This is a genomic window from Enterobacter cloacae complex sp. P18RS, assembly GCF_014982105.1.
Taxonomy (GTDB): domain Bacteria; phylum Pseudomonadota; class Gammaproteobacteria; order Enterobacterales; family Enterobacteriaceae; genus Enterobacter; species Enterobacter hormaechei_C.
Window position 1 is genome coordinate 162,143 of sequence record NZ_JADCKV010000008.1, and the last position, 19,430, is coordinate 181,572.

19 protein-coding genes are annotated in these 19,430 nt (G+C 55.3%); 13 read left to right on the forward strand and 6 right to left on the reverse strand.

The genetic code is table 11. The annotated features are described in order from the left end of the window. Positions 1-45 precede the first annotated feature (45 nt). From pitA to INF61_RS06375, 3 genes are all read left to right on the forward strand, one after another. On the forward strand, positions 46-1,545 hold the full coding sequence (gene pitA, locus INF61_RS06365; protein ID WP_003861225.1) for an inorganic phosphate transporter PitA: 1,500 nt from the start codon (positions 46-48) through the stop codon (positions 1,543-1,545). Between the two features lie 175 nt (positions 1,546-1,720). Then, positions 1,721-2,110, forward strand: coding sequence for a polymorphic toxin type 44 domain-containing protein (locus tag INF61_RS06370; protein WP_033488096.1), 390 nt, complete (start codon positions 1,721-1,723; stop codon positions 2,108-2,110). After that, positions 2,088-2,495: a hypothetical protein gene (locus tag INF61_RS06375; protein WP_033488097.1), complete on the forward strand. Its 408-nt coding sequence runs from the start codon at positions 2,088-2,090 to the stop codon at positions 2,493-2,495. The genes INF61_RS06370 and INF61_RS06375 overlap by 23 nt, the downstream gene beginning before the upstream one ends. 43 nt (positions 2,496-2,538) lie before the next feature. Here the strand turns inward: INF61_RS06375 and uspB are convergent, their stop codons facing one another. After that, positions 2,539-2,874: a universal stress protein UspB gene (gene uspB, locus INF61_RS06380; protein WP_003861224.1), complete on the reverse strand. Its 336-nt coding sequence runs from the start codon at positions 2,872-2,874 to the stop codon at positions 2,539-2,541. A gap of 283 nt (positions 2,875-3,157) precedes the next feature. On the opposite strand from uspB, the gene uspA reads away from it, so the two are divergent. Further along, positions 3,158-3,595, forward strand: coding sequence for a universal stress protein UspA (uspA, locus tag INF61_RS06385; protein ID WP_003861223.1), 438 nt, complete (start codon positions 3,158-3,160; stop codon positions 3,593-3,595). A gap of 91 nt (positions 3,596-3,686) precedes the next feature. Here uspA and rsmJ read toward each other — a convergent pair whose 3' ends face one another. Together rsmJ and prlC are read right to left on the reverse strand one after the other, a co-directional pair. Beyond that, complete coding sequence (rsmJ, locus tag INF61_RS06390) at positions 3,687-4,439, reverse strand: 16S rRNA (guanine(1516)-N(2))-methyltransferase RsmJ (protein WP_017384177.1); 753 nt, start codon at positions 4,437-4,439, stop codon at positions 3,687-3,689. Between the two features lie 7 nt (positions 4,440-4,446). Further along, positions 4,447-6,489, reverse strand: a complete 2,043-nt coding sequence (prlC, locus tag INF61_RS06395; RefSeq protein ID WP_032672211.1) for an oligopeptidase A — start codon at positions 6,487-6,489, stop codon at positions 4,447-4,449. A gap of 206 nt (positions 6,490-6,695) precedes the next feature. Between prlC and INF61_RS06400 the strand changes: the two genes are divergently transcribed. From INF61_RS06400 to INF61_RS06415, 4 genes are all read left to right on the forward strand, one after another. Beyond that, complete coding sequence (locus tag INF61_RS06400; protein WP_032672212.1) at positions 6,696-7,538, forward strand: 23S rRNA (adenine(2030)-N(6))-methyltransferase RlmJ; 843 nt, start codon at positions 6,696-6,698, stop codon at positions 7,536-7,538. Positions 7,539-7,608: 70 nt separating this feature from the next. Next, positions 7,609-8,961 carry a glutathione-disulfide reductase gene (gorA, locus tag INF61_RS06405; RefSeq protein ID WP_017384179.1) on the forward strand — a complete coding sequence of 451 codons (1,353 nt, stop codon included), beginning with the start codon at positions 7,609-7,611 and terminating at the stop codon, positions 8,959-8,961. Positions 8,962-9,132: 171 nt separating this feature from the next. Then, complete coding sequence (locus INF61_RS06410; RefSeq protein ID WP_003861213.1) at positions 9,133-9,420, forward strand: hypothetical protein; 288 nt, start codon at positions 9,133-9,135, stop codon at positions 9,418-9,420. A 241-nt stretch (positions 9,421-9,661) separates the two neighbouring features. Next, the gene (locus INF61_RS06415) at positions 9,662-11,311 is read left to right on the forward strand and encodes an alpha,alpha-trehalase (RefSeq protein ID WP_015571511.1); all 1,650 of its coding nucleotides are present in this window, start codon (positions 9,662-9,664) and stop codon (positions 11,309-11,311) included. A gap of 57 nt (positions 11,312-11,368) precedes the next feature. Here the strand turns inward: INF61_RS06415 and INF61_RS06420 are convergent, their stop codons facing one another. Further along, positions 11,369-12,955 (reverse strand): STY4199 family HEPN domain-containing protein, encoded by a 1,587-nt coding sequence (locus INF61_RS06420; RefSeq protein ID WP_023304591.1) that lies wholly within the window; start codon positions 12,953-12,955, stop codon positions 11,369-11,371. A 146-nt stretch (positions 12,956-13,101) separates the two neighbouring features. On the opposite strand from INF61_RS06420, the gene INF61_RS06425 reads away from it, so the two are divergent. Both INF61_RS06425 and INF61_RS06430 read left to right on the forward strand, forming a co-directional pair. After that, positions 13,102-13,635, forward strand: coding sequence for a GNAT family N-acetyltransferase (locus INF61_RS06425; RefSeq protein ID WP_040118206.1), 534 nt, complete (start codon positions 13,102-13,104; stop codon positions 13,633-13,635). Positions 13,636-13,712: 77 nt separating this feature from the next. After that, the gene (locus INF61_RS06430; RefSeq protein WP_015571514.1) at positions 13,713-14,051 is read left to right on the forward strand and encodes a lysozyme; all 339 of its coding nucleotides are present in this window, start codon (positions 13,713-13,715) and stop codon (positions 14,049-14,051) included. Here the strand turns inward: INF61_RS06430 and INF61_RS06435 are convergent. Beyond that, on the reverse strand, positions 14,030-14,632 hold the full coding sequence (locus INF61_RS06435) for a response regulator transcription factor (protein WP_017384182.1): 603 nt from the start codon (positions 14,630-14,632) through the stop codon (positions 14,030-14,032). The genes INF61_RS06430 and INF61_RS06435 overlap by 22 nt on opposite strands. 174 nt (positions 14,633-14,806) lie before the next feature. Then, positions 14,807-15,565, reverse strand: a complete 759-nt coding sequence (locus INF61_RS06440) for an SDR family oxidoreductase (RefSeq protein WP_193547625.1) — start codon at positions 15,563-15,565, stop codon at positions 14,807-14,809. Between the two features lie 119 nt (positions 15,566-15,684). Between INF61_RS06440 and INF61_RS06445 the strand changes: the two genes are divergently transcribed. The 3 genes from INF61_RS06445 to INF61_RS06455 all read left to right on the forward strand — a co-directional run bounded on the left by INF61_RS06445 (position 15,685) and on the right by INF61_RS06455 (position 19,243). Then, positions 15,685-16,584, forward strand: a complete 900-nt coding sequence (locus INF61_RS06445) for a LysR family transcriptional regulator (RefSeq protein WP_017384184.1) — start codon at positions 15,685-15,687, stop codon at positions 16,582-16,584. A gap of 50 nt (positions 16,585-16,634) precedes the next feature. After that, the gene (gene yhjD / locus INF61_RS06450; RefSeq protein ID WP_023295574.1) at positions 16,635-17,660 is read left to right on the forward strand and encodes an inner membrane protein YhjD; all 1,026 of its coding nucleotides are present in this window, start codon (positions 16,635-16,637) and stop codon (positions 17,658-17,660) included. A gap of 260 nt (positions 17,661-17,920) precedes the next feature. Next, on the forward strand, positions 17,921-19,243 hold the full coding sequence (locus tag INF61_RS06455; protein WP_193547626.1) for an MFS transporter: 1,323 nt from the start codon (positions 17,921-17,923) through the stop codon (positions 19,241-19,243). The last annotated feature ends 187 nt before the right edge of the window (positions 19,244-19,430 follow it).

Sequence of the window (19,430 nt, forward strand, 5' to 3'; positions counted from 1 at the left end):
TGGATAATGCGCCGCGTTCATGTCCTCAAAATGGCGTAACGTCCTATGCTACATTTGTTTGCCGGCCTGGATTTACATACCGGGCTTTTATTATTGCTTGCTCTGGTTTTTGTGCTGTTTTACGAAGCGATCAACGGCTTCCACGACACTGCAAACGCAGTAGCAACGGTTATCTACACTCGCGCAATGCGATCGCAGCTTGCGGTCGTGATGGCGGCGGTATTTAACTTTTTTGGTGTCCTCCTGGGCGGACTGAGCGTTGCGTATGCCATTGTGCATATGCTGCCAACGGATCTGCTGCTTAACGTGAGTTCCGGTCATGGCCTGGCCATGGTGTTCTCAATGCTGCTTGCTGCGATTATCTGGAACCTCGGTACCTGGTATTTCGGCCTGCCGGCATCCAGCTCTCACACCCTCATCGGCGCGATTATCGGTATCGGGTTAACCAATGCCCTGATGACCGGGACCTCCGTCGTTGATGCGCTGAACATCCCGAAAGTTCTCGGCATTTTCGGCTCTCTGATCATCTCCCCTATCGTCGGTCTGGTGGTGGCGGGTGGCTTGATTTTCATCCTGCGTCGCTACTGGAGCAACACGAAAAAACGTGCGCGTATCCATCTGACGCCAGCAGAGCGTGAGAAGAAAGACGGCAAGAAAAAGCCGCCGTTCTGGACGCGTATCGCGCTGATCATTTCCGCTATTGGCGTCGCCTTCTCTCATGGCGCGAACGATGGTCAGAAAGGTATCGGCCTGGTGATGCTGGTTCTGATTGGCGTCGCACCGGCGGGCTTCGTGGTTAACATGAACGCCTCCGGTTACGAAATCACCCGTACCCGTGATGCGGTGAACAACGTTGAGACTTACTTCCAGCAGCATCCTGATTTGCTGAAGAAAGCGACCGGCGTGGACCAGCTGATTCCTTCTCCGGAGTCAGGCGCAACGACGGCACCGGGCGAGTTCCATTGCCATCCGGCAAACGCGATTAACGCGCTGGAACGTGCGAAAGGCATGCTGGCCGATATCGAAAGTTATGACAAACTGGCTGTTGAACAGCGTGGTCAACTGCGTCGCATCATGCTCTGTATCTCCGACGTGACCGATAAAGTCGCGAAGCTGCCAGAGGTTAATGCTGACGACCAACGTCTGCTGAAGAAACTGAAAGGCGATATGCTCAACACCATTGAGTACGCGCCAATCTGGATCATCATGGCGGTCGCGCTGGCGCTGGGTATCGGTACGATGATTGGCTGGCGTCGTGTGGCGACCACCATCGGTGAAAAGATCGGTAAGAAAGGCATGACCTATGCGCAGGGTATGTCCGCGCAGATGACGGCAGCGGTATCTATCGGTCTGGCGAGCTACACCGGTATGCCAGTCTCCACCACCCACGTACTCTCTTCGTCCGTGGCAGGTACCATGATTGTTGACGGCGGCGGTTTGCAGCGTAAAACCGTGACCAACATTCTGATGGCCTGGGTGTTCACCCTCCCGGCGTCCATCCTGCTGTCTGGCGGTCTGTACTGGATTTCGCTGAAGCTGATTTAATCGGCTGAAGGCGACAAAAAAGCGGGTCAGGAAACTGGCCCGCTTTTTTTATGGCTGCTATTTGCCATGAAGTATTTGATAACATGAGGATTTCCTGAACATTTTTTGTTCAATTTTAACACACAGAAAAAACTATCATGGCGGCCAGAAGAAAAATCCAGACAAAGGAGAATGTATGGCTTCTGTCCCTCTCTCAGGACCGGGTTCAATCGTTATAGCGAACAATATGCGCGAGGCTCGCCTTAACGGAATGTCACGCAATATGGCCACGCCCTCAACGTATTATTGGTTCTACCAAAAAGTCCGAAATGGCGGTCCCTGGGATTATAAAAAATTCGACCCTTATTTTGCTGCATTTGGTAACTTCAACTTCGGAGCCGCAGGTACTGCGGCAGGTATCCCTGCAAACATCCTTCTTATGGGCGCAGGCTGGGCTCAAGGCCGGGCAGGTACCTCAAAACCGGAATGGGGAAAATGGTACGAAAAGCCTCCTTACGGAGACGACCCAACGGACCAACGCAACATCAGAGAAGGAATAGAATATGCCATTCAAAACGGCTATTAAATGGATTCATCGCCTTGTTACCGTTTCGCTTCTGGTTCTGGTCATTGGATTTCTCTGGTTAAACCATCAACCCAATCAGCGCAATAGCGATGAGCTACAGCGCGTTTATCAATTATCCGATAGCGTCTGGCTCTATATGACCGTGAACAATCAGGGTGGCACAACCGTACCACCAATTTACCGATACTATCTCTCTGGAGCGCTCGCAGGGAAAGACACTGACATTATCCATCAGCTGGCTATGAAGTATCCGGTCATCGAAGGTACAGGTACGATAACCTCAGCCAGTATTGATACAAGCGGGGAAGTGAAAATTGCCTATAGCGGAAAGGTTATTTCGATTGAGAACAATGTCTCCAGTCTCCGGTTCTCAGTTAAGCCCTGAGCCAGAGGAAAGAAGGCGGGGCTTTCCCCGCCTGCTGTGGTACTCAGTGCCAAATCATCAATGCAATCATACTGACCACGACCAGCCCGCACAGGGCACTGGTCAAAATGAACTGACGACGCAGGCGCTCGCAGCGACGGATAAACTCTTCATCGTGGTGATCGCGGTAGCGTTGGTAGTAGATATACCCCACCAGACGCATCTGCTTGCTGGGCTGTCCGTGCGAGGTGAAGAACCCTCCACCGTCCACATACTGATAAAGCAACGGATCGCAACCACGAAGTACCACTAACAGCGCACGTAACGATGAGAAGTAGCGCGCCATATTCACTATGCAAACCACGCATAACGCCCAAAACAATGCGACGGTGCTAATCATACATCCTCCCCGGCGTCCGCCCACGAAGCAAGGCTCCTGAGCTACCGCACCCCAATGCCCTGACAGACAGTTCAGTGAAAGAATGACCAAAAGTCGATCCGGTTCGCGTTTTAATATCCGAACGGCTCATTAAATAGTGTAGGAGATCCGTTAATTTTTTTGCCACAAGGTTAATCGTTATCAACACCAAAGCTTGAAAAATATGTTTAACTGGGCCGTAATGAAAGCATCAGACGACGGCTTTCCCATTTAGTCATCGATAACTTAAGGAAGGAGTAACACTATGGCTTACAAACACATTCTCATCGCGGTAGACCTCTCCCCGGAGAGTAAAGTGCTGGTTGATAAAGCAGTATCCATGGCACGTCCCTACAACGCGAAAGTTTCGCTGATTCACGTTGATGTGAATTACTCCGACCTCTACACCGGTCTGATCGACGTGAATCTCGGCGATATGCAGAAACGCATCTCCGAAGAGACTCACCACGCGCTGAGCGAGCTTTCTACCAACGCGGGCTATCCAATCACTGAAACCTTAAGCGGTAGCGGCGATCTGGGCCAGGTGCTGGTTGATGCGATTAAGAAATACGATATGGACCTGGTGGTATGCGGTCATCACCAGGACTTCTGGAGCAAGCTGATGTCTTCCGCGCGCCAGCTGATTAACACCGTACACGTGGATATGCTGATTGTTCCACTGCGTGACGAAGAAGACGAGTAAGTGCAAAAAAGCCCGGTGGCGCTAACGCTTACCGGGCCTACAAGCGGCACTGAATGTAGGCCGGGTAAGGCGAAGCCGCCACCCGGCTTTTTTATTCTGGCGTTCCCGAATAAATATCAAATCGGTGTCCTTTGGTGGTCACCGCGTTAGTGGTCGCAACGTCCGCCAGCGGCGGCGCATAGTCCGGCCGCTTCACCACCACCCGCTTCGTCGCCAGCTGACGAGCCGGCTCCAGCAGGCCATCGGCATCTAAATCTGGCCCCACCAGAGACTGAAACACCCGCATCTCTTTCTTCACCAGCGCGCTTTTCTGCTTATGCGGGAACATGGGGTCGAGATAGACTACCTGCGGGCGTGGGGTGATATCGGTCAGCGCCGTCAGGCTGGAGGCATGAATAAGTTGCAAACGTTCCTGCAACCACGGGCCGATTTCCGGGTCCGCGTAGCCCCGCGTCAGCCCGTCGTCGAGCAGCGCGGCGACAACCGGATTACGCTCCAGCATCCGCACCCGACAGCCGACAGACGCCAGCACAAAGGCATCGCGCCCCAGCCCCGCCGTGGCATCCACCACGTCCGGCAGATAGCTGCCTTTAATGCCGACCGCTTTGGCCACCGCTTCACCGCGACCGCCGCCAAACTTACGCCGGTGCGCCATCGCGCCGCCGACAAAATCGACAAAAATCCCGCCAAGCTTTGGCTCATCGCGCTTGCGCAGCTCCAGATGTTCCGGCGTCATCACCAGCGCCATCAGGTTGTCTTCATCATGTTCCAGCCCCCAGCGGGCCGCCAGAACAGATAAGGCGCCGTCCCCGGCGCCTGTTTCATCTACTAAGCAGATCTTCACGTAGCAATCAGCCTTTGATTCCGTAATGCTCCAGCATCGCATCCAGCTGCGGCTCGCGGCCACGGAAGCGTTTGAACAGCTCCATAGGCTCTTCTGAACCGCCGCGCGTCAGGATGTTATCAAGGAACGACTGACCGGTTTCGCGGTTGAAAATCCCCTCTTCTTCGAAGCGCGAGAAGGCATCTGCCGCCAGCACGTCGGCCCACAGGTAGCTGTAGTAGCCTGCGGCGTACCCGCCTGCGAAGATATGGCTGAACGCGTGCGGGAAGCGTCCCCAGGTCGGGCCTGGAATAATCGCGACCTGCTTTTTAATCTCAGCCAGGGTTTCGAGGATTTTCGCCCCCTGCTCCGGGCTGAACTCGGCGTGCAGGCGGAAGTCGAACAGGCCGAACTCCAGCTGACGCAGGATGAACATCGCCGCCTGGTAGTTTTTCGCCGCCAGCATTTTATCCAGCAGTTCTTTCGGCAGCGGTTCGCCCGTTTCGTAATGGCCGGAGATAAATGCCAGCGCGTCCGGCTCCCAGCACCAGTTTTCCATAAACTGGCTTGGCAGCTCGACCGCATCCCATGGCACACCGCTGATACCGGCGACGCCAGCGGTTTCGATGCGGGTCAGCATGTGGTGCAGGCCGTGACCGAACTCGTGGAACAGGGTGATCACTTCATCGTGGGTAAACAGCGCAGGTTTGCCGCTCACCGGGCGGTTGAAGTTACAGGTCAGGTAGGCGACCGGTTTTTGCAGGGAACCATCTGCTTTACGCATCTGGCCCACGCAGTCGTCCATCCACGCCCCGCCACGTTTGTTTTCTCGCGCGTAAAGATCCAGATAGAAGCTGCCGCGCAGCTCGTTTTTCTCGTCATACAGCTCGAAGAAGCGCACGTCCGGATGCCAGACGTCGATGTCGGTACGCTCTTTCGCGGTAATGCCGTAGATGCGTTTCACCACCTCGAACAGGCCGTTAACGGCTTTGTTTTCCGGGAAGTACGGACGCAGCTGTTCGTCGCTGATGCTGTAGAGGTGCTGTTTCTGTTTTTCGCTGTAGTACGCGATATCCCACGGCTGAAGCTCGTCCACGCCGAACTCCGCTTTCGCAAAGGCGCGCAGCTGAGCCAGTTCTTTTTCACCCTGAGGACGGGCGCGTTTCGCCAGATCGGTCAGGAAGTCGAGCACCTGCTGTGGGTTCTCAGCCATTTTGGTGGCGAGGGATTTATCCGCGTAGCTGTCGAAGCCCAGCAGCTGTGCCAGTTCGTGGCGCAGGGCGAGGATCTCCGCCATCACCGGGCTATTATCCCACTTACCGGCATTCGGCCCCTGATCGGAGGCGCGGGTGCTGTAGGCGCGGTACATCTCTTCGCGCAGGGCCTGGTTGTCGCAGTAGGTCATCACCGGCAGATAGCTTGGGATATCCAGCGTTAACAGGAAGCCTTCCTGCTCTTTCGCTTCGGCCTGGGCTTTTGCCGCCGCCAGCGCGCTTTCCGGCATACCCGCCAGTTCAGATTCATCGGTAATCAGCTTCGTCCAGCCCATGGTGGCGTCGAGGACGTTGTTGCTGTACTGGTTGCCCAGCTCGGACAGGCGCGCGGCGATTTCGCCGTAGCGAACCTGTTTTTCTTTTGGCAGGCCAATCCCGGACAGTTCGAAATCACGCAGGGCGTTATCGACCGATTTTTTCTGCGCCGTGTTCAGTTCGGCATAGTGGTCGCCGTCGCGCAGGTCGCGGTAGGCTTTGTAGAGCCCCTCATGCTGACCGACCCAGGTGCTGTACTCAGAGAGCAGCGGCAGGGTCTGTTCGTAGGCCTCACGCAGCTCCGGGCTGTTTTTCACCGAGTTCAGGTGACTCACCGGGGAGAAGATACGCCCCAGCACGTCGTCCACTTCGGCCAGCGGCTGACACAGATTTTCCCAGGTGTACGGCGCGCCCTGCGCGACCACGCTTTCTACCGCCGCACGGCAGTTGTTCAGCGACTGGGTAACGGCCGGAACCACATGCTCAGGGAGGATTTTAGAAAACGGTGGCAACGAAAAAGGCGTCAGTAATGGATTGGTCATAAACGCTGTCCTGTTGAAATAGATGAATGAAGCGCGCATCCGGCGCTGTGCATATTGTTCAGTAATGGGGTTAAGTGTAGAGGATTTCAATGCCGAAGGTTGTCGAAAAACGCCCGGTGGCGCTGCGCTTACCGGGCCTGCGGGTAATCTGTGCCGTTCTGCTGTAAACTGTGGCAAATCGTCAATTCAGCGGAATATCATTACCCATGCTCAGTTATCGCCACAGCTTCCACGCAGGCAACCACGCCGACGTCCTCAAACACACCGTTCAGAGCCTGATCATCGAATCGCTTAAAGAAAAGGATAAACCGTTCCTTTATCTGGACACCCACGCGGGCGCGGGCCGTTATCAGCTGAGCGGCGAGCATGCCGAGCGTACCGGTGAATATCTGGAAGGGATTGCGCGTATCTGGCAGCAGGACGATCTGCCTGCCGAGCTGGAGCCGTACATTGGCGTGGTGCATCACTTCAACCGCAACGGCCAACTGCGTTACTACCCGGGTTCACCACTGATTGCCCGCCAGCTGCTGCGTGAGCAGGACAGCCTTCAGCTGACAGAGCTGCACCCGAGCGACTTCCCGCTGCTGCGTTCTGAGTTTCAGAAAGATAACCGCGCCCGCGTGGACAAAGCCGATGGCTACCAGCAGCTGAAAGCCAAACTGCCGCCGGTTTCCCGTCGCGGCCTGGTGCTGATCGACCCGCCGTACGAAATCAAAACCGACTATCAGGCGGTGGTGACCGGCATTAACGAAGGTTACAAACGCTTTGCGACCGGCACCTATGCCCTGTGGTATCCGGTAGTGCTGCGCGCGCAAATTAAACGCATGATCAAAGACCTCGAAGCGACCGGCATTCGTAAAATCCTGCAAATTGAGCTGGCGGTGCGCCCTGACAGCGACCAGCGCGGCATGACCGCGTCCGGCATGATCGTCATTAACCCGCCGTGGAAGCTCGAAGCACAGATGAACAACGTGCTGCCGTGGCTGCACAAAACGCTGGTGCCAGCCGGTACGGGTCACGCCACCGTGAGCTGGATCGTGCCGGAGTAATCGCAGCCATCGGTGGAAACTATTGATTTCAGGTATACAATCGCGGCAATTCACGATTAAGGACAACGCTATGACTAAGCATTATGACTACATCGCAATCGGCGGCGGCAGCGGCGGCATCGCCTCCATCAACCGTGCGGCCATGTACGGCCAGAAGTGTGCGCTGATTGAAGCCAAAGAACTCGGCGGCACCTGCGTGAACGTGGGTTGTGTACCGAAGAAAGTGATGTGGCATGCCGCGCAAATCCGTGAAGCTATCCATATGTATGGTCCGGACTACGGCTTTGATACCACCATCAACCACTTCGACTGGGATAAACTGATCGCCAGCCGTACCGCCTACATCGACCGTATTCACACCTCGTACGATAACGTGCTGGGCAAGAATAACGTCGACGTGATCCGCGGCTTCGCCCGTTTCGTGGATGCGAAGACGATCGAAGTGAACGGCGAGACGATCACCGCCGATCACATCCTGATCGCCACCGGCGGCCGTCCGAGCCACCCGAACATTCCGGGCGCGGAATACGGTATCGACTCCGACGGTTTCTTCGAGCTGCCTGCTCTGCCAGAACGCGTTGCCATTGTGGGCGCAGGTTACATCGCGGTTGAGCTGGCCGGCGTGATTAACGGCCTGGGAGCGGAAGCGCACCTGTTCGTGCGTAAACACGCGCCGCTACGCAGCTTTGACCCGCTGATCGTCGACACGCTGGTCGAGGTGATGAACGCCGAAGGCCCAACCCTGCACACCAACGCCGTGCCAAAAGCGGTGGTGAAAAATGCGGACGGTAGCCTGACTCTGGAGCTGGAAGATGGCCGCAGCCAGACCGTTGATTGCCTGATCTGGGCGATTGGTCGTGAACCGGCCACCGACAACTTCAACCTGGCCGCAACCGGGGTGAAAACCAATGAAAAAGGCTACATTGTCGTTGATAAATTCCAGAACACCAGCGTACCGGGCATTTATGCCGTCGGTGATAACACCGGCGCCGTAGAGCTGACGCCGGTTGCCGTGGCGGCGGGGCGTCGTCTTTCCGAGCGTCTGTTTAATAACAAGCCGGACGAACATCTGGACTACAGCAACATCCCGACCGTGGTCTTCAGCCACCCGCCAATCGGTACCGTCGGCTTAACCGAGCCGCAGGCGCGTGAGCAGTACGGCGATGACCAGGTGAAAGTGTATAAATCGGCGTTTACCGCGATGTATACCGCGGTCACCTCGCACCGTCAGCCATGCCGCATGAAGCTGGTCTGCGTGGGCCCGGAGGAGAAGATCGTCGGCATCCACGGCATTGGTTTCGGCATGGACGAGATCCTGCAAGGCTTCGCGGTGGCGCTGAAGATGGGCGCAACGAAGAAAGACTTCGATAACACCGTGGCGATCCACCCGACTGCGGCGGAAGAGTTTGTGACTATGCGCTGATCCGTCTGATCCGCAACAAAACCGGCCAGCTGGCCGGTTTTTTTATGCCCTGGGCAGGTAAACCCAACGGGTGTACAAACGGTAACAAAATAACCCGGTACCCGCGGTGGAATTAACTAATCTTAGAAAGCGCTACGCGTTCGCCTGTTACTACGGAAAAAGATTAGAGATATGAAAATGCACGTAAAGATCACCGCAAAACTGATGGCCAAAATGCACCTTGTTCTCGCGCTGGTTTGGGCGATACTGACTATTCCTACCCTGCTGTGGTGGAAAAACAGCATTCTGTGGGTGTCGTTAATGAGCATTTACGCCATCGTGATTTCCCATCTGGCTGCGTACAGCGCCGCCCATGCGGAAAAAGCGGCCAGCAAAGCGATGGATAAAAGCGAAGGCGCCAGCCAGAAAGCCAATCAAACCGCCAACAGCCTTCAGGGCAATGCGCGTCAGGCGCATTAATCCCTGCGTATATGCAGAATACCGAATGCTCTGAATTTTATTCCTGCTCTGTTTCCAAAGATTCTGATTTAATAATTTCATAATCAAAGGGATATCTGATTTTCAGCGTGTTTAAATCCATTTTGAAAGCGTGATCTACCGCACACTTCGCACCGCATTAACCGAAGCGAATGTCTACGCTTTAAAGATAGCCGGGAAAAACCCGTATTGGTTACGACAAAAACCGGAGGTCCTGAACACCATGTTCAACCAGAAACTACAGACTGCCGAGGATATCGAGTTCGAGATTGCAGAAGAGCTGCGCTACGAAACCGATCCCTGTGAGTTAAAACTGGATGAGATGATCGAGGCAGAGCCGGAACCGGAAATGATTGAAGGACTGCCGGCGTCCGATGCCCTTACGCCCGCAGACCGCTACCTTGAACTGTTTGAACACGTCCAGTCGTCGCGGCTGTTTGCGGACAGCAAAACCTTTCCCGACTGCGCGCCGAAGATGGATCCGCTGGATATTTTGATCCGCTATCGCAAGGTGCGTCGTCACCGTGATTTTGACCTGGCGCGCTTTGTGGAGAATCACTTCTGGCTGCCGGAGGACTACAGCAAAGAGTACGTCTCTGACCCCGGCCTGTCCCTGAAAGAACATATTGATAATCTGTGGCCGGTGCTGACGCGTGAGCCGCAGGATCACATCCCGTGGTCGTCGCTGCTGGCGCTGCCGCAGGCCTATATTGTGCCCGGCGGGCGATTCAGTGAGACCTACTACTGGGACTCTTACTTCTCCATGCTGGGGCTTGCTGAAAGCGGTCGTAACGATCTGCTGAAATGTATGGCCGATAACTTCGCCTGGCTGATAGAGCGCTACGGCCATATCCCGAACGGCAACCGTACCTACTATCTCAGCCGCTCCCAGCCGCCCGTTTTTGCCCTGATGGTGGAGCTGTTTGAAGAGGACGGCGTGCGCGGGGCGAAGCGCTATCTTGAGCATCTTAAGATGGAGTACGCCTTCTGGATGGACGGGGCGGAATCGCTGCTGCTCAATCAGGCCTATCGCAGTGCGGTTCGCATGCCGGATGGCTCATTGCTCAACCGCTACTGGGACGATCGCGACACGCCGCGAGATGAATCGTGGATTGAGGACGTGGAAACCGCCCGTCATTCCGGTCGTCCGCCGAACGAGGTGTATCGCGACCTGCGCGCCGGCGCAGCCTCAGGATGGGATTACTCATCCCGCTGGCTGCGCGATCCTGCGCGGCTGGCCAGCATCCGCACGACACAATTTATCCCCATTGATTTGAACGCATTCCTGTTCAAACTGGAGAGCGCTATCGCCAATATCTCCGCGTCGAAAGGGGATAAAGAGACGGCTGATCTGTTCCGCCAGAAAGCCAGCGACCGGCGCGCGGCGGTGAACCGCTATCTGTGGGACGAAGAGAACGGCTGTTATCGTGATTACGACTGGCGGCGTGAAGCCCTGGCGCTGTTCTCTGCGGCCAGCATTGTGCCGCTGTATGTGGGCATGGCGACGCATGAGCAGGCTGAACGGCTGTCCGATGCCGTTAAAGCCCGTCTGCTCACGCCGGGCGGTATTCTCGCCACCGAATATGAAACCGGGGAGCAGTGGGATAAGCCGAACGGCTGGGCGCCGCTCCAGTGGATGGCGATCCAGGGGTTCAAGCAGTACGGCAACGACTCGCTGGGAGATGAGATCGCCTGGAGCTGGCTGCACACGGTGAACCATTACTACAAAACCCATCATAAGCTGATTGAGAAGTACCACATCGCCAGCAGCACGCCACGCGAAGGTGGCGGGGGTGAGTATCCGTTGCAGGATGGCTTCGGCTGGACGAATGGCGTGGTGCGGCGGTTGATTGGGCTGTATGGGGAGCCCTGAGCCTCACCCCTCACCCTGCCCCTCTCCCCTGAGGGGCAGGGTGAGGGGGGAAAATAATCAGCGGATCACCTCATAAATGGCAGTCTGGATGGACTGCCATTTTTTTGTGCTGGCATCGGGCTGCGTCTTCGCGCGGCGCGTTGCCATATCGGCGTCGTGCTGCTGGCGTTTCACCACCGCGGGAACGGTACAGAATGCTTCCAGGTACTGCTTACGCATAGGCGTCAGCGATTCGCCGTTCGCCATCGCATGGCTAAGCGTATTAATAAAGCGTCGGCAGGGCTTTTGCTCTGTCATTTGCAGGCGGTAGCGCAACATTACTTCGAGTACATCGTCGTAGCCTGCCGACAACGCCTCCTCCGTCCATGACATTTTCCAGTCCATCCCGCCCTGCAAAAACAGGAGCGCCACGCGGGTGTCATTGCGATTGATGGCCGAGCGGAAATTATTCTCATCCCAGGTAACACCCATGCGGGTTAACGTCTCGCGTGAGGAAGGCGTTTCGCGCATCTCCTGCACCTGCGCGGGAGATGCCGTACTGGCCACAGCCGGCTGCGGTTTACTGCTGGTCACCAGCCAGAATCCCCCCACGACAATCGCGATAACCATCACGCCAACCGCTCCCCACAGCACGCCGGAAATCAGCTGTTCGCGCTGCTCTGGCGTACGCGCGGCGCGCTGAGTCGGTTTTTCTATACTGTCGCGCACTTCAAAAAGATCGCCGCCTGTGGTGCGGTCCATTTTTTGCGCCTTTTCCCAGAACGCGTGCAGCTCGCTTTCGTCCACCGCCATCAGCGCCGCCGGGTTAACGCGTGTCCGCCCTTCCTCAAACGCGCGCTGAACGGAGCGGGTGATCTGCGTGTAATAGCAGTCGAGCAGCTGGATTTGCGCCCCGCTTAACGGCTGCTGCACGGTGATGCTGTTGCGGATTTGTCGAATATCTTCGAGGAAGGTTTGCAGGGTTTTGCGGGGCTCTACCAGCAGCGTCAGCATGTCCGGAGCGTTAAACAGCGGCGCGTAGTAGCGGCTAAATTCTTTTTTATCCACCAGCAGCTGGGCCAGTTCGCTGAACAACATGCCGCTCAGAACATCATTAATCTCACCGTTTTTCAGCCAGCGACGCACGCGTTCAGCGTTAAACAAGGTCTTAAGATGATTATTCAGCCGCACCGGATCGGGCCACGCCTGCTGTATCAGCCCTTTAATCATCAGCTCAATGGCACGCACCTGTTTCTGCGCCTGAAGCTGGCTCTCCTTCTCTGGCACCCTCCCGGTTTCGTAGGTCAGGAGGGGCTGTTGCAGACGCAGATATTCAAGGGAGGTGACGAAGCGCATCGCCGCAATCAGCTGATTTTCGCTGACATCCTGCCCGCTTTCATACTGGGGAACACGCTGCTGAAGCAAGCGTAATTGCAGCGTAAAGGCCGTCATTTCCGCATCATTCAGATTCAGCTTCCTGGCTACGGCGCCCCACCCGCCCAGCCCCAGGCGGGCGCTATCCAGTTGCTCCAGAAACCAGCGTGGATCTTTTCCTTCAGAAACATGTACATTCAACAGAAGTAAAATTTCAACAGACGCCTGACGGATCGCTGCCAGACAGTGTTCAAACTGTTCGCGGGTATGATGCGATGAGCTAATCATCATTGTTTTCCTTGAGAGACAATGAGTACCGCTAAAGCGGCATTAAAAGTCGTTTTTCTTTTTATTTATATGAGGTTAAACATACCTGACTTTCTGTTGAAATAAAGTGACAACCTTATAATCATTTGCAATGCCTCCGGAGGATCGTCATGCCCGCCTTAACCACCGCGCGTCTCACCTGCTCGCCGCTGCAAGAGCAAGACTGGCCCTTTTTTCTGTCGCTACAGCAAAATCCTGAGGTGATGCGTTTTGTCGCCCCTGCGCGTAGCGAGGCGGACATTCGGGAAGCCTTTGAGTCTCGTCTGTTGCCGTGGATGCCGGGCAGCTCGCACTGGCTCTGCCTTGTGGTGCGTGAGACGGCCAGCCAGACGCCGCTGGGCGTAACCGGCTATGTGCACCGGGAAGCAGATTGTGCTGAAGTCGGTTTTCTCTTTGCGCCCTCTGCGCAGGGGAAAGGTTACGGCTTTGAATCTCTGCGGGCTGTGTGTGATTTCGCGCTGACTCAGGGTAATATCCGTCGGCTCACCGCCACCGTGACGGCGGGAAATATCGCCTCAAGGCGACTGCTGGAAAAAACAGGTTTTCAACTGGAAGGTGAGTTGCGTGAGAGTTATTTCCTTTCAGGGCAATGGCATAACGACTGGCTATTCGGTTTACTGAAAAAGGAATTTCCGTTCAGTTAAACCTGATCAACAGCCATTTGGCGGATATTTCCCCGGAGGCGTTTCCTCTATAGTCGCGCCACTAAGAGGAAACGCTTATGACGGGTTATGCAATGCAGATATCTTCTGCTGCAATCGCATTAATTAAAAAACAACAGGGTCTTTCCCTGGAGAAATACCGTGACGAAAAGGGTATATGGGTTATTGGTTATGGTCACGTGATTCGCCAGTGGGAAAAATTTAACAGTCTCATCACGCCGATTGAGGCGGAGAATTTGCTTTTTAATGATATTCAATTATGTGAGGCGCTACTGCGGGAAATGAACAAACGCCCATTAACCCAACAGCAGCATGACGCCCTGATATTAACCCTCTTCAGTTTTGGGGAAGAGTCCCCTCTGCCTGAGAAGATCCTTCAGGCCGTCGCCCGGGTGTAGTACATCGCGGCCTGCGTCCGGTTTTTGACATCAAGACGCCGGAAAAGCGTCTCAAGATGGGCTTTTACCGTTGCCGCACTGATGTTGAGATTACGACCAATCTCTTTATTGGACTCTCCGGCCGCCAGTAACTTCAATACCTCACGCTGGCGCTCGCTTAACACTGCCAGTTCATCCTGAGAGGAGTGCTGCTTCAGCCACTCGCCGGGAAAACAGACCATTCCACGCGATACGGAATCCAGCACTGCGGAAAAGCGTTCGGGATTCGCATTGCGGGGAATTATCGCCACCACGTTGCGCTGAAACATTTGCTCAACCCAACGTCGCTCTTTTTTCGTTAACACCAACACCACGCGCGACGCTGGAAAACGATCCATAATCTCTTCCAGTAAAGCCACACCATTATCACGAATTAAATACCCATCTATCATGACGATAGCGGAGGGTGACGCGGATAATTGCGCCCATAATTCATCAGTCTGACGAGCCCCTGTCATCTCTATTTTCGGAATTAACTTCTGCAAACTGTACATCGCTCCATGAATAAATAATGACTGCCTGTCAAACATGATTACTCGCATCGTTTTACTCCTCTGAGAATAGCGAAGGGGGATTCTACAGAGGCATTTTTTAAGAAAAAACTCAATGAATGGAGAGGTTACAAATCACCCAGCTCTCTTTATATCTTCCAGCATTTAGACATACCTGTTTTAAGGATTTCCTTAAGAGGGTTCCCTCCCCCTTAAGACTGAACATTACAGGAACATACCGCCTGAAACTTCAATACGTTGCGCATTCATCCAGCCCAGTTTGTCACTGAGCCACGCCGCAATGGCGTCACCAATATCATCGGGCAGGCCCACGCGTCCCAGCGCTGTCTGCGAGGCCAGCAGCTGGTTAAGCTCCGCATTATCCCGCACGCGTCCGCCCCCAAAGTCGGTTTCAATCGCGCCGGGCGCGATGATATTGACGGAAATTCCGCGCGCGCCAAGCTCTTTTGCCTGATAGCGGGTCAGCACTTCCATCGCCCCTTTCATTGCCGCGTAGGTGCCTGAACCGGGCTGAGTAAAACGGGCCAGTCCGCTGGAGACGTTCAGGATCCGCCCTCCGTCTTTTATGAGCGGCAGCAGCTGTTGCGTGAGGAAAAACGGCCCTTTGAAGTGAATGTTCAGCGCATCATCAAATTGCGCTTCCGTCGTCTCGGTATAGGGTGCGTATAACCCTGTACCTGCGTTGTTCACTAAATAGTCAAAGGTGTCACGTTGCCAGATGTGTTTGAGGGTATCCTTCACCTGCTGAGCAAAGCGCGAAAAGCTTACCGTATCGCCGACGTTAAGCTGCAATGCTGCCGCTTTTCCACCTGTTCCCTCGATTTCGCGCACAACTTCCTGCGCCTCCTGCTGGCTGTTGTTCCAGGTCAGGATGATGCCTGTCCCTTCCGCGGCCAGCTTCAAAACGGCATTTTTCCCCAGGCCGCGGCTACCGCCCGTCACTAAAGCAATACGTTCACTCATAATTCACCTCGTTTCGGCTGTGATGAAGATTGAGAAAGAGCTTATTAGATGGTAGAAAATCAATAAATAGTGCCGTCAGCGCTTCACTGTTTCATTCATAACAACAATGACCAACATCTATGGATAAAATACACGCAATGCAGCTTTTCCTTCGGGTCGCGGAACTGGAAAGTTTTTCCCGCGCGGCGGAGACGCTAAGCCTGCCGAAGGGGAGCGTATCGCGACAGATCCAGGCACTGGAAAACGCACTGGGCACGCAGCTGCTGCACCGCACTACCCGCCGCGTCAGCCTGACGCAGGACGGCATGGTTTATTACGAGCGCGCTAAAGATCTGCTGATGAATCTGGACGAACTGGACGGCATGTTCCTGCACGACCCTTCAACCATCAGCGGTCGGCTACGTGTGGATATGCCCGTTGCCATTGCGCGAAATGTAGTCATTCCGAAACTGCCTGCATTTTTACAACAGTTTCCCGGCATTGAGCTGGAGCTGAGTAGCAGCGATCGTCTGGTCGATGTCATCCGCGAAGGATTTGACTGCGTGGTTCGCGTGGGAAACTTAAAGGACTCCGGGCTTATCGCCCGCCCGCTTGGGAAACTCTCGGTGATTAACTGCGCCAGCCCGGATTATCTGACGCGATTCGGCTACCCTGAGACGCTGGACGATTTGGCTTCGCATGCCCTCATCCACTACTCCGCCACGCTGGGCACGCGTCCGCAGGGTTTTGAGTATTACAACGGCAGCGCGACCCAGTGGGTAAAAACGGGAGGCGTATTGACGGTTAACAGCACTGAAACCTACCAGGCCGCCTGTATCGCCGGGCTTGGCATTATTCAGGTTCCGCGCGTCGGGGTGCGTGATGCCCTGCGCACGAAAAAACTCGTTGAGATCCTGCCGCAATACCGGGCTGAACCGATGCCCGTCTCCCTCATTTATCCCCACCGCCGTAACCTCTCCCGCCGGGTGCATGTGTTTATGGAGTGGCTTACCGAACTCACAAAAGGTTACGTCGACTAGTCACAAGCTATAATTCAGTAACATCCAGCTCAACGAAAAGGAAAATGCGCGTGACGCCGGAAAATAACCCGCAACGACCGACTCAACATTTAGATTATGAACCCATCAAAAAGATGGATAACGAGCCTGAAGCGCCGAAAGAGCCTGGAACGGCCAGCAAAGCGCTGGGCACCGTGACCGGCATAGCCGAAAAAATTCAGCAGATACCCGCGATTGCTCACCTGATACGCGCCGCTGAGCGCTTTAACGACCGCATGGGAAATCAGTTTGGCGCGGCGATTACCTATTTCTCGTTCCTGTCGATGATCCCCATCCTGATGGTGTCATTTGCCGCCGCCGGTTTTGTGCTGGCGTCTCACCCGACGCTGTTGCAGGACATTTTCAATAAGATTCTGACCAACGTCAGCGACCAGACGCTCGCCGCAACGCTCAAAAGCACCATCAACACCGCCGTGCAGCAGCGTACCACCGTGGGTATCGTCGGGTTGCTGATTGCGCTCTATTCCGGGGTGAACTGGATGGGCAACCTGCGAGAGGCTATTCGCGCCCAGTCGCGTGACGTCTGGGAGCGTAGACCGCAGGATCAGGAGAAGATATGGGTGAAGTATTTGCGCGACTTTATTTCTCTGATTGGGCTGCTGGTGGCGCTGGTCATTACGCTCTCCATCACCTCGGTCGCCGGTTCCGCGCAGCAGATGATTATCTCCGCGCTGTACCTGGATTACATTGAATGGCTGAAACCGGCCTGGCGCGGCATTGGGCTGGCCATTTCTATCTTTGCTAACTACCTTCTGTTCTTCTGGATCTTCTGGCGTTTGCCCCGCCATCGTCCGCGCAAGAAGGCGCTGATGCGCGGGACATTGATTGCCGCCATTGGTTTTGAGGTGATCAAGATTGTGATGACCTATACGCTGCCGTCCCTGGTGAAGTCTCCCTCCGGCGCGGCCTTTGGTTCGGTGCTGGGGCTGATGGCTTTCTTCTATTTCTTCGCTCGCCTGACGCTGTTCTGCGCCGCGTGGATCGCCACGGCAGAGTATAAAGATGACCCGCGCATGCCGGGTAAAACCCACCGCTGATATCATGTCGGGCTGATATTTCAGCCCGATTCGCCATTTCAGCATATAAATCCAGGCCGTAACTTTTATTTAACGCAAAACCAGTTTTAATGACTGATATTTAAAAAGTGTGAAGCATTTCATAGAAGTGTTTTCGCTGGTCTGAAAATTATCCGCTTTTTGTTGCTTTTATGACCGCGCCACGCCTTTGTTACAGATTGAAATGTCGCTTTTGCTATGCCTAATATGGCCCTTCGTTCGTCCAAAAATAAGAAAATATTATGCAAGCAACAGCCACCACACTTAACGAAGGGGCGGAACACGTTCCGGTCAACTCGCGCAATAAAGTCGTCGTCGCATCGCTGATTGGCACCGCCATTGAGTTCTTCGACTTTTATATTTACGCCACCGCTGCGGTCATTGTCTTTCCGCATATTTTCTTCCCTCAGGGCGACCCGACGGCAGCCACGCTACAGTCTTTAGCCACCTTTGCTATCGCCTTCGTTGCGCGTCCGATTGGTTCAGCGGTCTTTGGGCATTTTGGCGATCGCGTCGGCCGTAAAGTGACGCTGGTTGCCTCGCTGCTGACGATGGGGATCTCCACCGTCGCCATCGGCCTGCTGCCGACCTATGAAACTATCGGCATTCTGGCGCCTGTGCTGCTGGCGCTGGCGCGCTTTGGGCAGGGTCTGGGGCTGGGCGGGGAATGGGGCGGCGCGGCACTGCTGGCGACCGAGAACGCCCCGGCGCGCAAACGAGCCCTGTATGGCTCTTTCCCGCAGCTGGGCGCACCGATTGGGTTCTTCTTTGCTAACGGCACCTTCCTGCTCCTCTCCTGGCTGCTGACTGATGAACAGTTCATGAACTGGGGCTGGCGTATTCCATTCGTCTTCTCCGCCGTGCTGGTGCTGATTGGCCTGTACGTTCGCGTGTCGCTGCACGAGACGCCGGTCTTCGCTAAAGTCGCCGCGGCGAAAAAGCAGGTTAAAGTTCCACTGGGGACGCTGCTGACCAAACACCTCCGCGTGACCGTGCTGGGCACGTTCATCATGCTGGCAACCTACACGCTGTTCTACATCATGACCGTTTACTCCATGACCTTCAGTACCGCCGCCGCGCCGGTCGGCCTGGGCCTGCCGCGTAACGAAGTGCTGTGGATGCTGATGATGGCGGTCATCGGATTTGGTGTGATGGTGCCCATCGCGGGCCTGCTGGCGGATAAATTTGGCCGTCGTTCAAGCATGATCGTCATCACCTCGCTGATTATTCTGTTCGCGCTGTTTGTCTTCCCGCCGCTGCTGGGGTCAGGTAGCCCTGCGCTGGTGATGGCGTATCTGCTGATTGGCCTGAGCCTGATGGGGCTGACTTTTGGCCCAATGGGCGCGCTGCTGTCGGAGCTGTTTCCGACTGAAGTGCGTTACACCGGCGCGTCGTTCTCCTATAACGTTTCGTCGATTCTGGGCGCCTCGGTGGCTCCGTATATCGCCACATGGCTTCAGGCGAACTATGGCCTGTTCTATGTGGGTGTCTATCTGGCGGCAATGGCAGCGCTGACGCTGATTGCGCTGCTGCTGACGCACGAGACGAAGCATCAGGCGCTGTAAGTGAATGCCGGGTGGCGGCTACGCCTTACCCGGCCTACGATTCAGCCCTCACCCACAGGGCTGAGGGCTCCCCACAAAATAATGCCTGCACAGACGGCCCCCTCTCCCTTGAGGGAGAGGGCTGGGGTGAGGGGGAACATACGGCTCTGGTGGTCATTCCGTTCACGTTATGTTCCTTGCTACTCTG

What these genes read in the sequence shown, in the direction of transcription:
- uspB (WP_003861224.1), bottom strand. Translation starts at nt 2,874, where the DNA reads ATGATTAGCACCGTCGCATTGTTTTGGGCGTTATGCGTGGTTTGCATA.
- INF61_RS06400 (WP_032672212.1), top strand. Translation starts at nt 6,696, where the DNA reads ATGCTCAGTTATCGCCACAGCTTCCACGCAGGCAACCACGCCGACGTC.
- INF61_RS06375 (WP_033488097.1), top strand. Translation starts at nt 2,088, where the DNA reads ATGCCATTCAAAACGGCTATTAAATGGATTCATCGCCTTGTTACCGTT.
- pitA (WP_003861225.1), top strand. Translation starts at nt 46, where the DNA reads ATGCTACATTTGTTTGCCGGCCTGGATTTACATACCGGGCTTTTATTA.
- INF61_RS06455 (WP_193547626.1), top strand. Translation starts at nt 17,921, where the DNA reads ATGCAAGCAACAGCCACCACACTTAACGAAGGGGCGGAACACGTTCCG.
- INF61_RS06420 (WP_023304591.1), bottom strand. Translation starts at nt 12,955, where the DNA reads ATGATGATTAGCTCATCGCATCATACCCGCGAACAGTTTGAACACTGT.
- INF61_RS06425 (WP_040118206.1), top strand. Translation starts at nt 13,102, where the DNA reads ATGCCCGCCTTAACCACCGCGCGTCTCACCTGCTCGCCGCTGCAAGAG.
- uspA (WP_003861223.1), top strand. Translation starts at nt 3,158, where the DNA reads ATGGCTTACAAACACATTCTCATCGCGGTAGACCTCTCCCCGGAGAGT.
- INF61_RS06410 (WP_003861213.1), top strand. Translation starts at nt 9,133, where the DNA reads ATGAAAATGCACGTAAAGATCACCGCAAAACTGATGGCCAAAATGCAC.
- INF61_RS06435 (WP_017384182.1), bottom strand. Translation starts at nt 14,632, where the DNA reads ATGCGAGTAATCATGTTTGACAGGCAGTCATTATTTATTCATGGAGCG.
- INF61_RS06430 (WP_015571514.1), top strand. Translation starts at nt 13,713, where the DNA reads ATGACGGGTTATGCAATGCAGATATCTTCTGCTGCAATCGCATTAATT.
- INF61_RS06440 (WP_193547625.1), bottom strand. Translation starts at nt 15,565, where the DNA reads ATGAGTGAACGTATTGCTTTAGTGACGGGCGGTAGCCGCGGCCTGGGG.
- gorA (WP_017384179.1), top strand. Translation starts at nt 7,609, where the DNA reads ATGACTAAGCATTATGACTACATCGCAATCGGCGGCGGCAGCGGCGGC.
- prlC (WP_032672211.1), bottom strand. Translation starts at nt 6,489, where the DNA reads ATGACCAATCCATTACTGACGCCTTTTTCGTTGCCACCGTTTTCTAAA.
- INF61_RS06445 (WP_017384184.1), top strand. Translation starts at nt 15,685, where the DNA reads ATGGATAAAATACACGCAATGCAGCTTTTCCTTCGGGTCGCGGAACTG.
- INF61_RS06370 (WP_033488096.1), top strand. Translation starts at nt 1,721, where the DNA reads ATGGCTTCTGTCCCTCTCTCAGGACCGGGTTCAATCGTTATAGCGAAC.
- INF61_RS06415 (WP_015571511.1), top strand. Translation starts at nt 9,662, where the DNA reads ATGTTCAACCAGAAACTACAGACTGCCGAGGATATCGAGTTCGAGATT.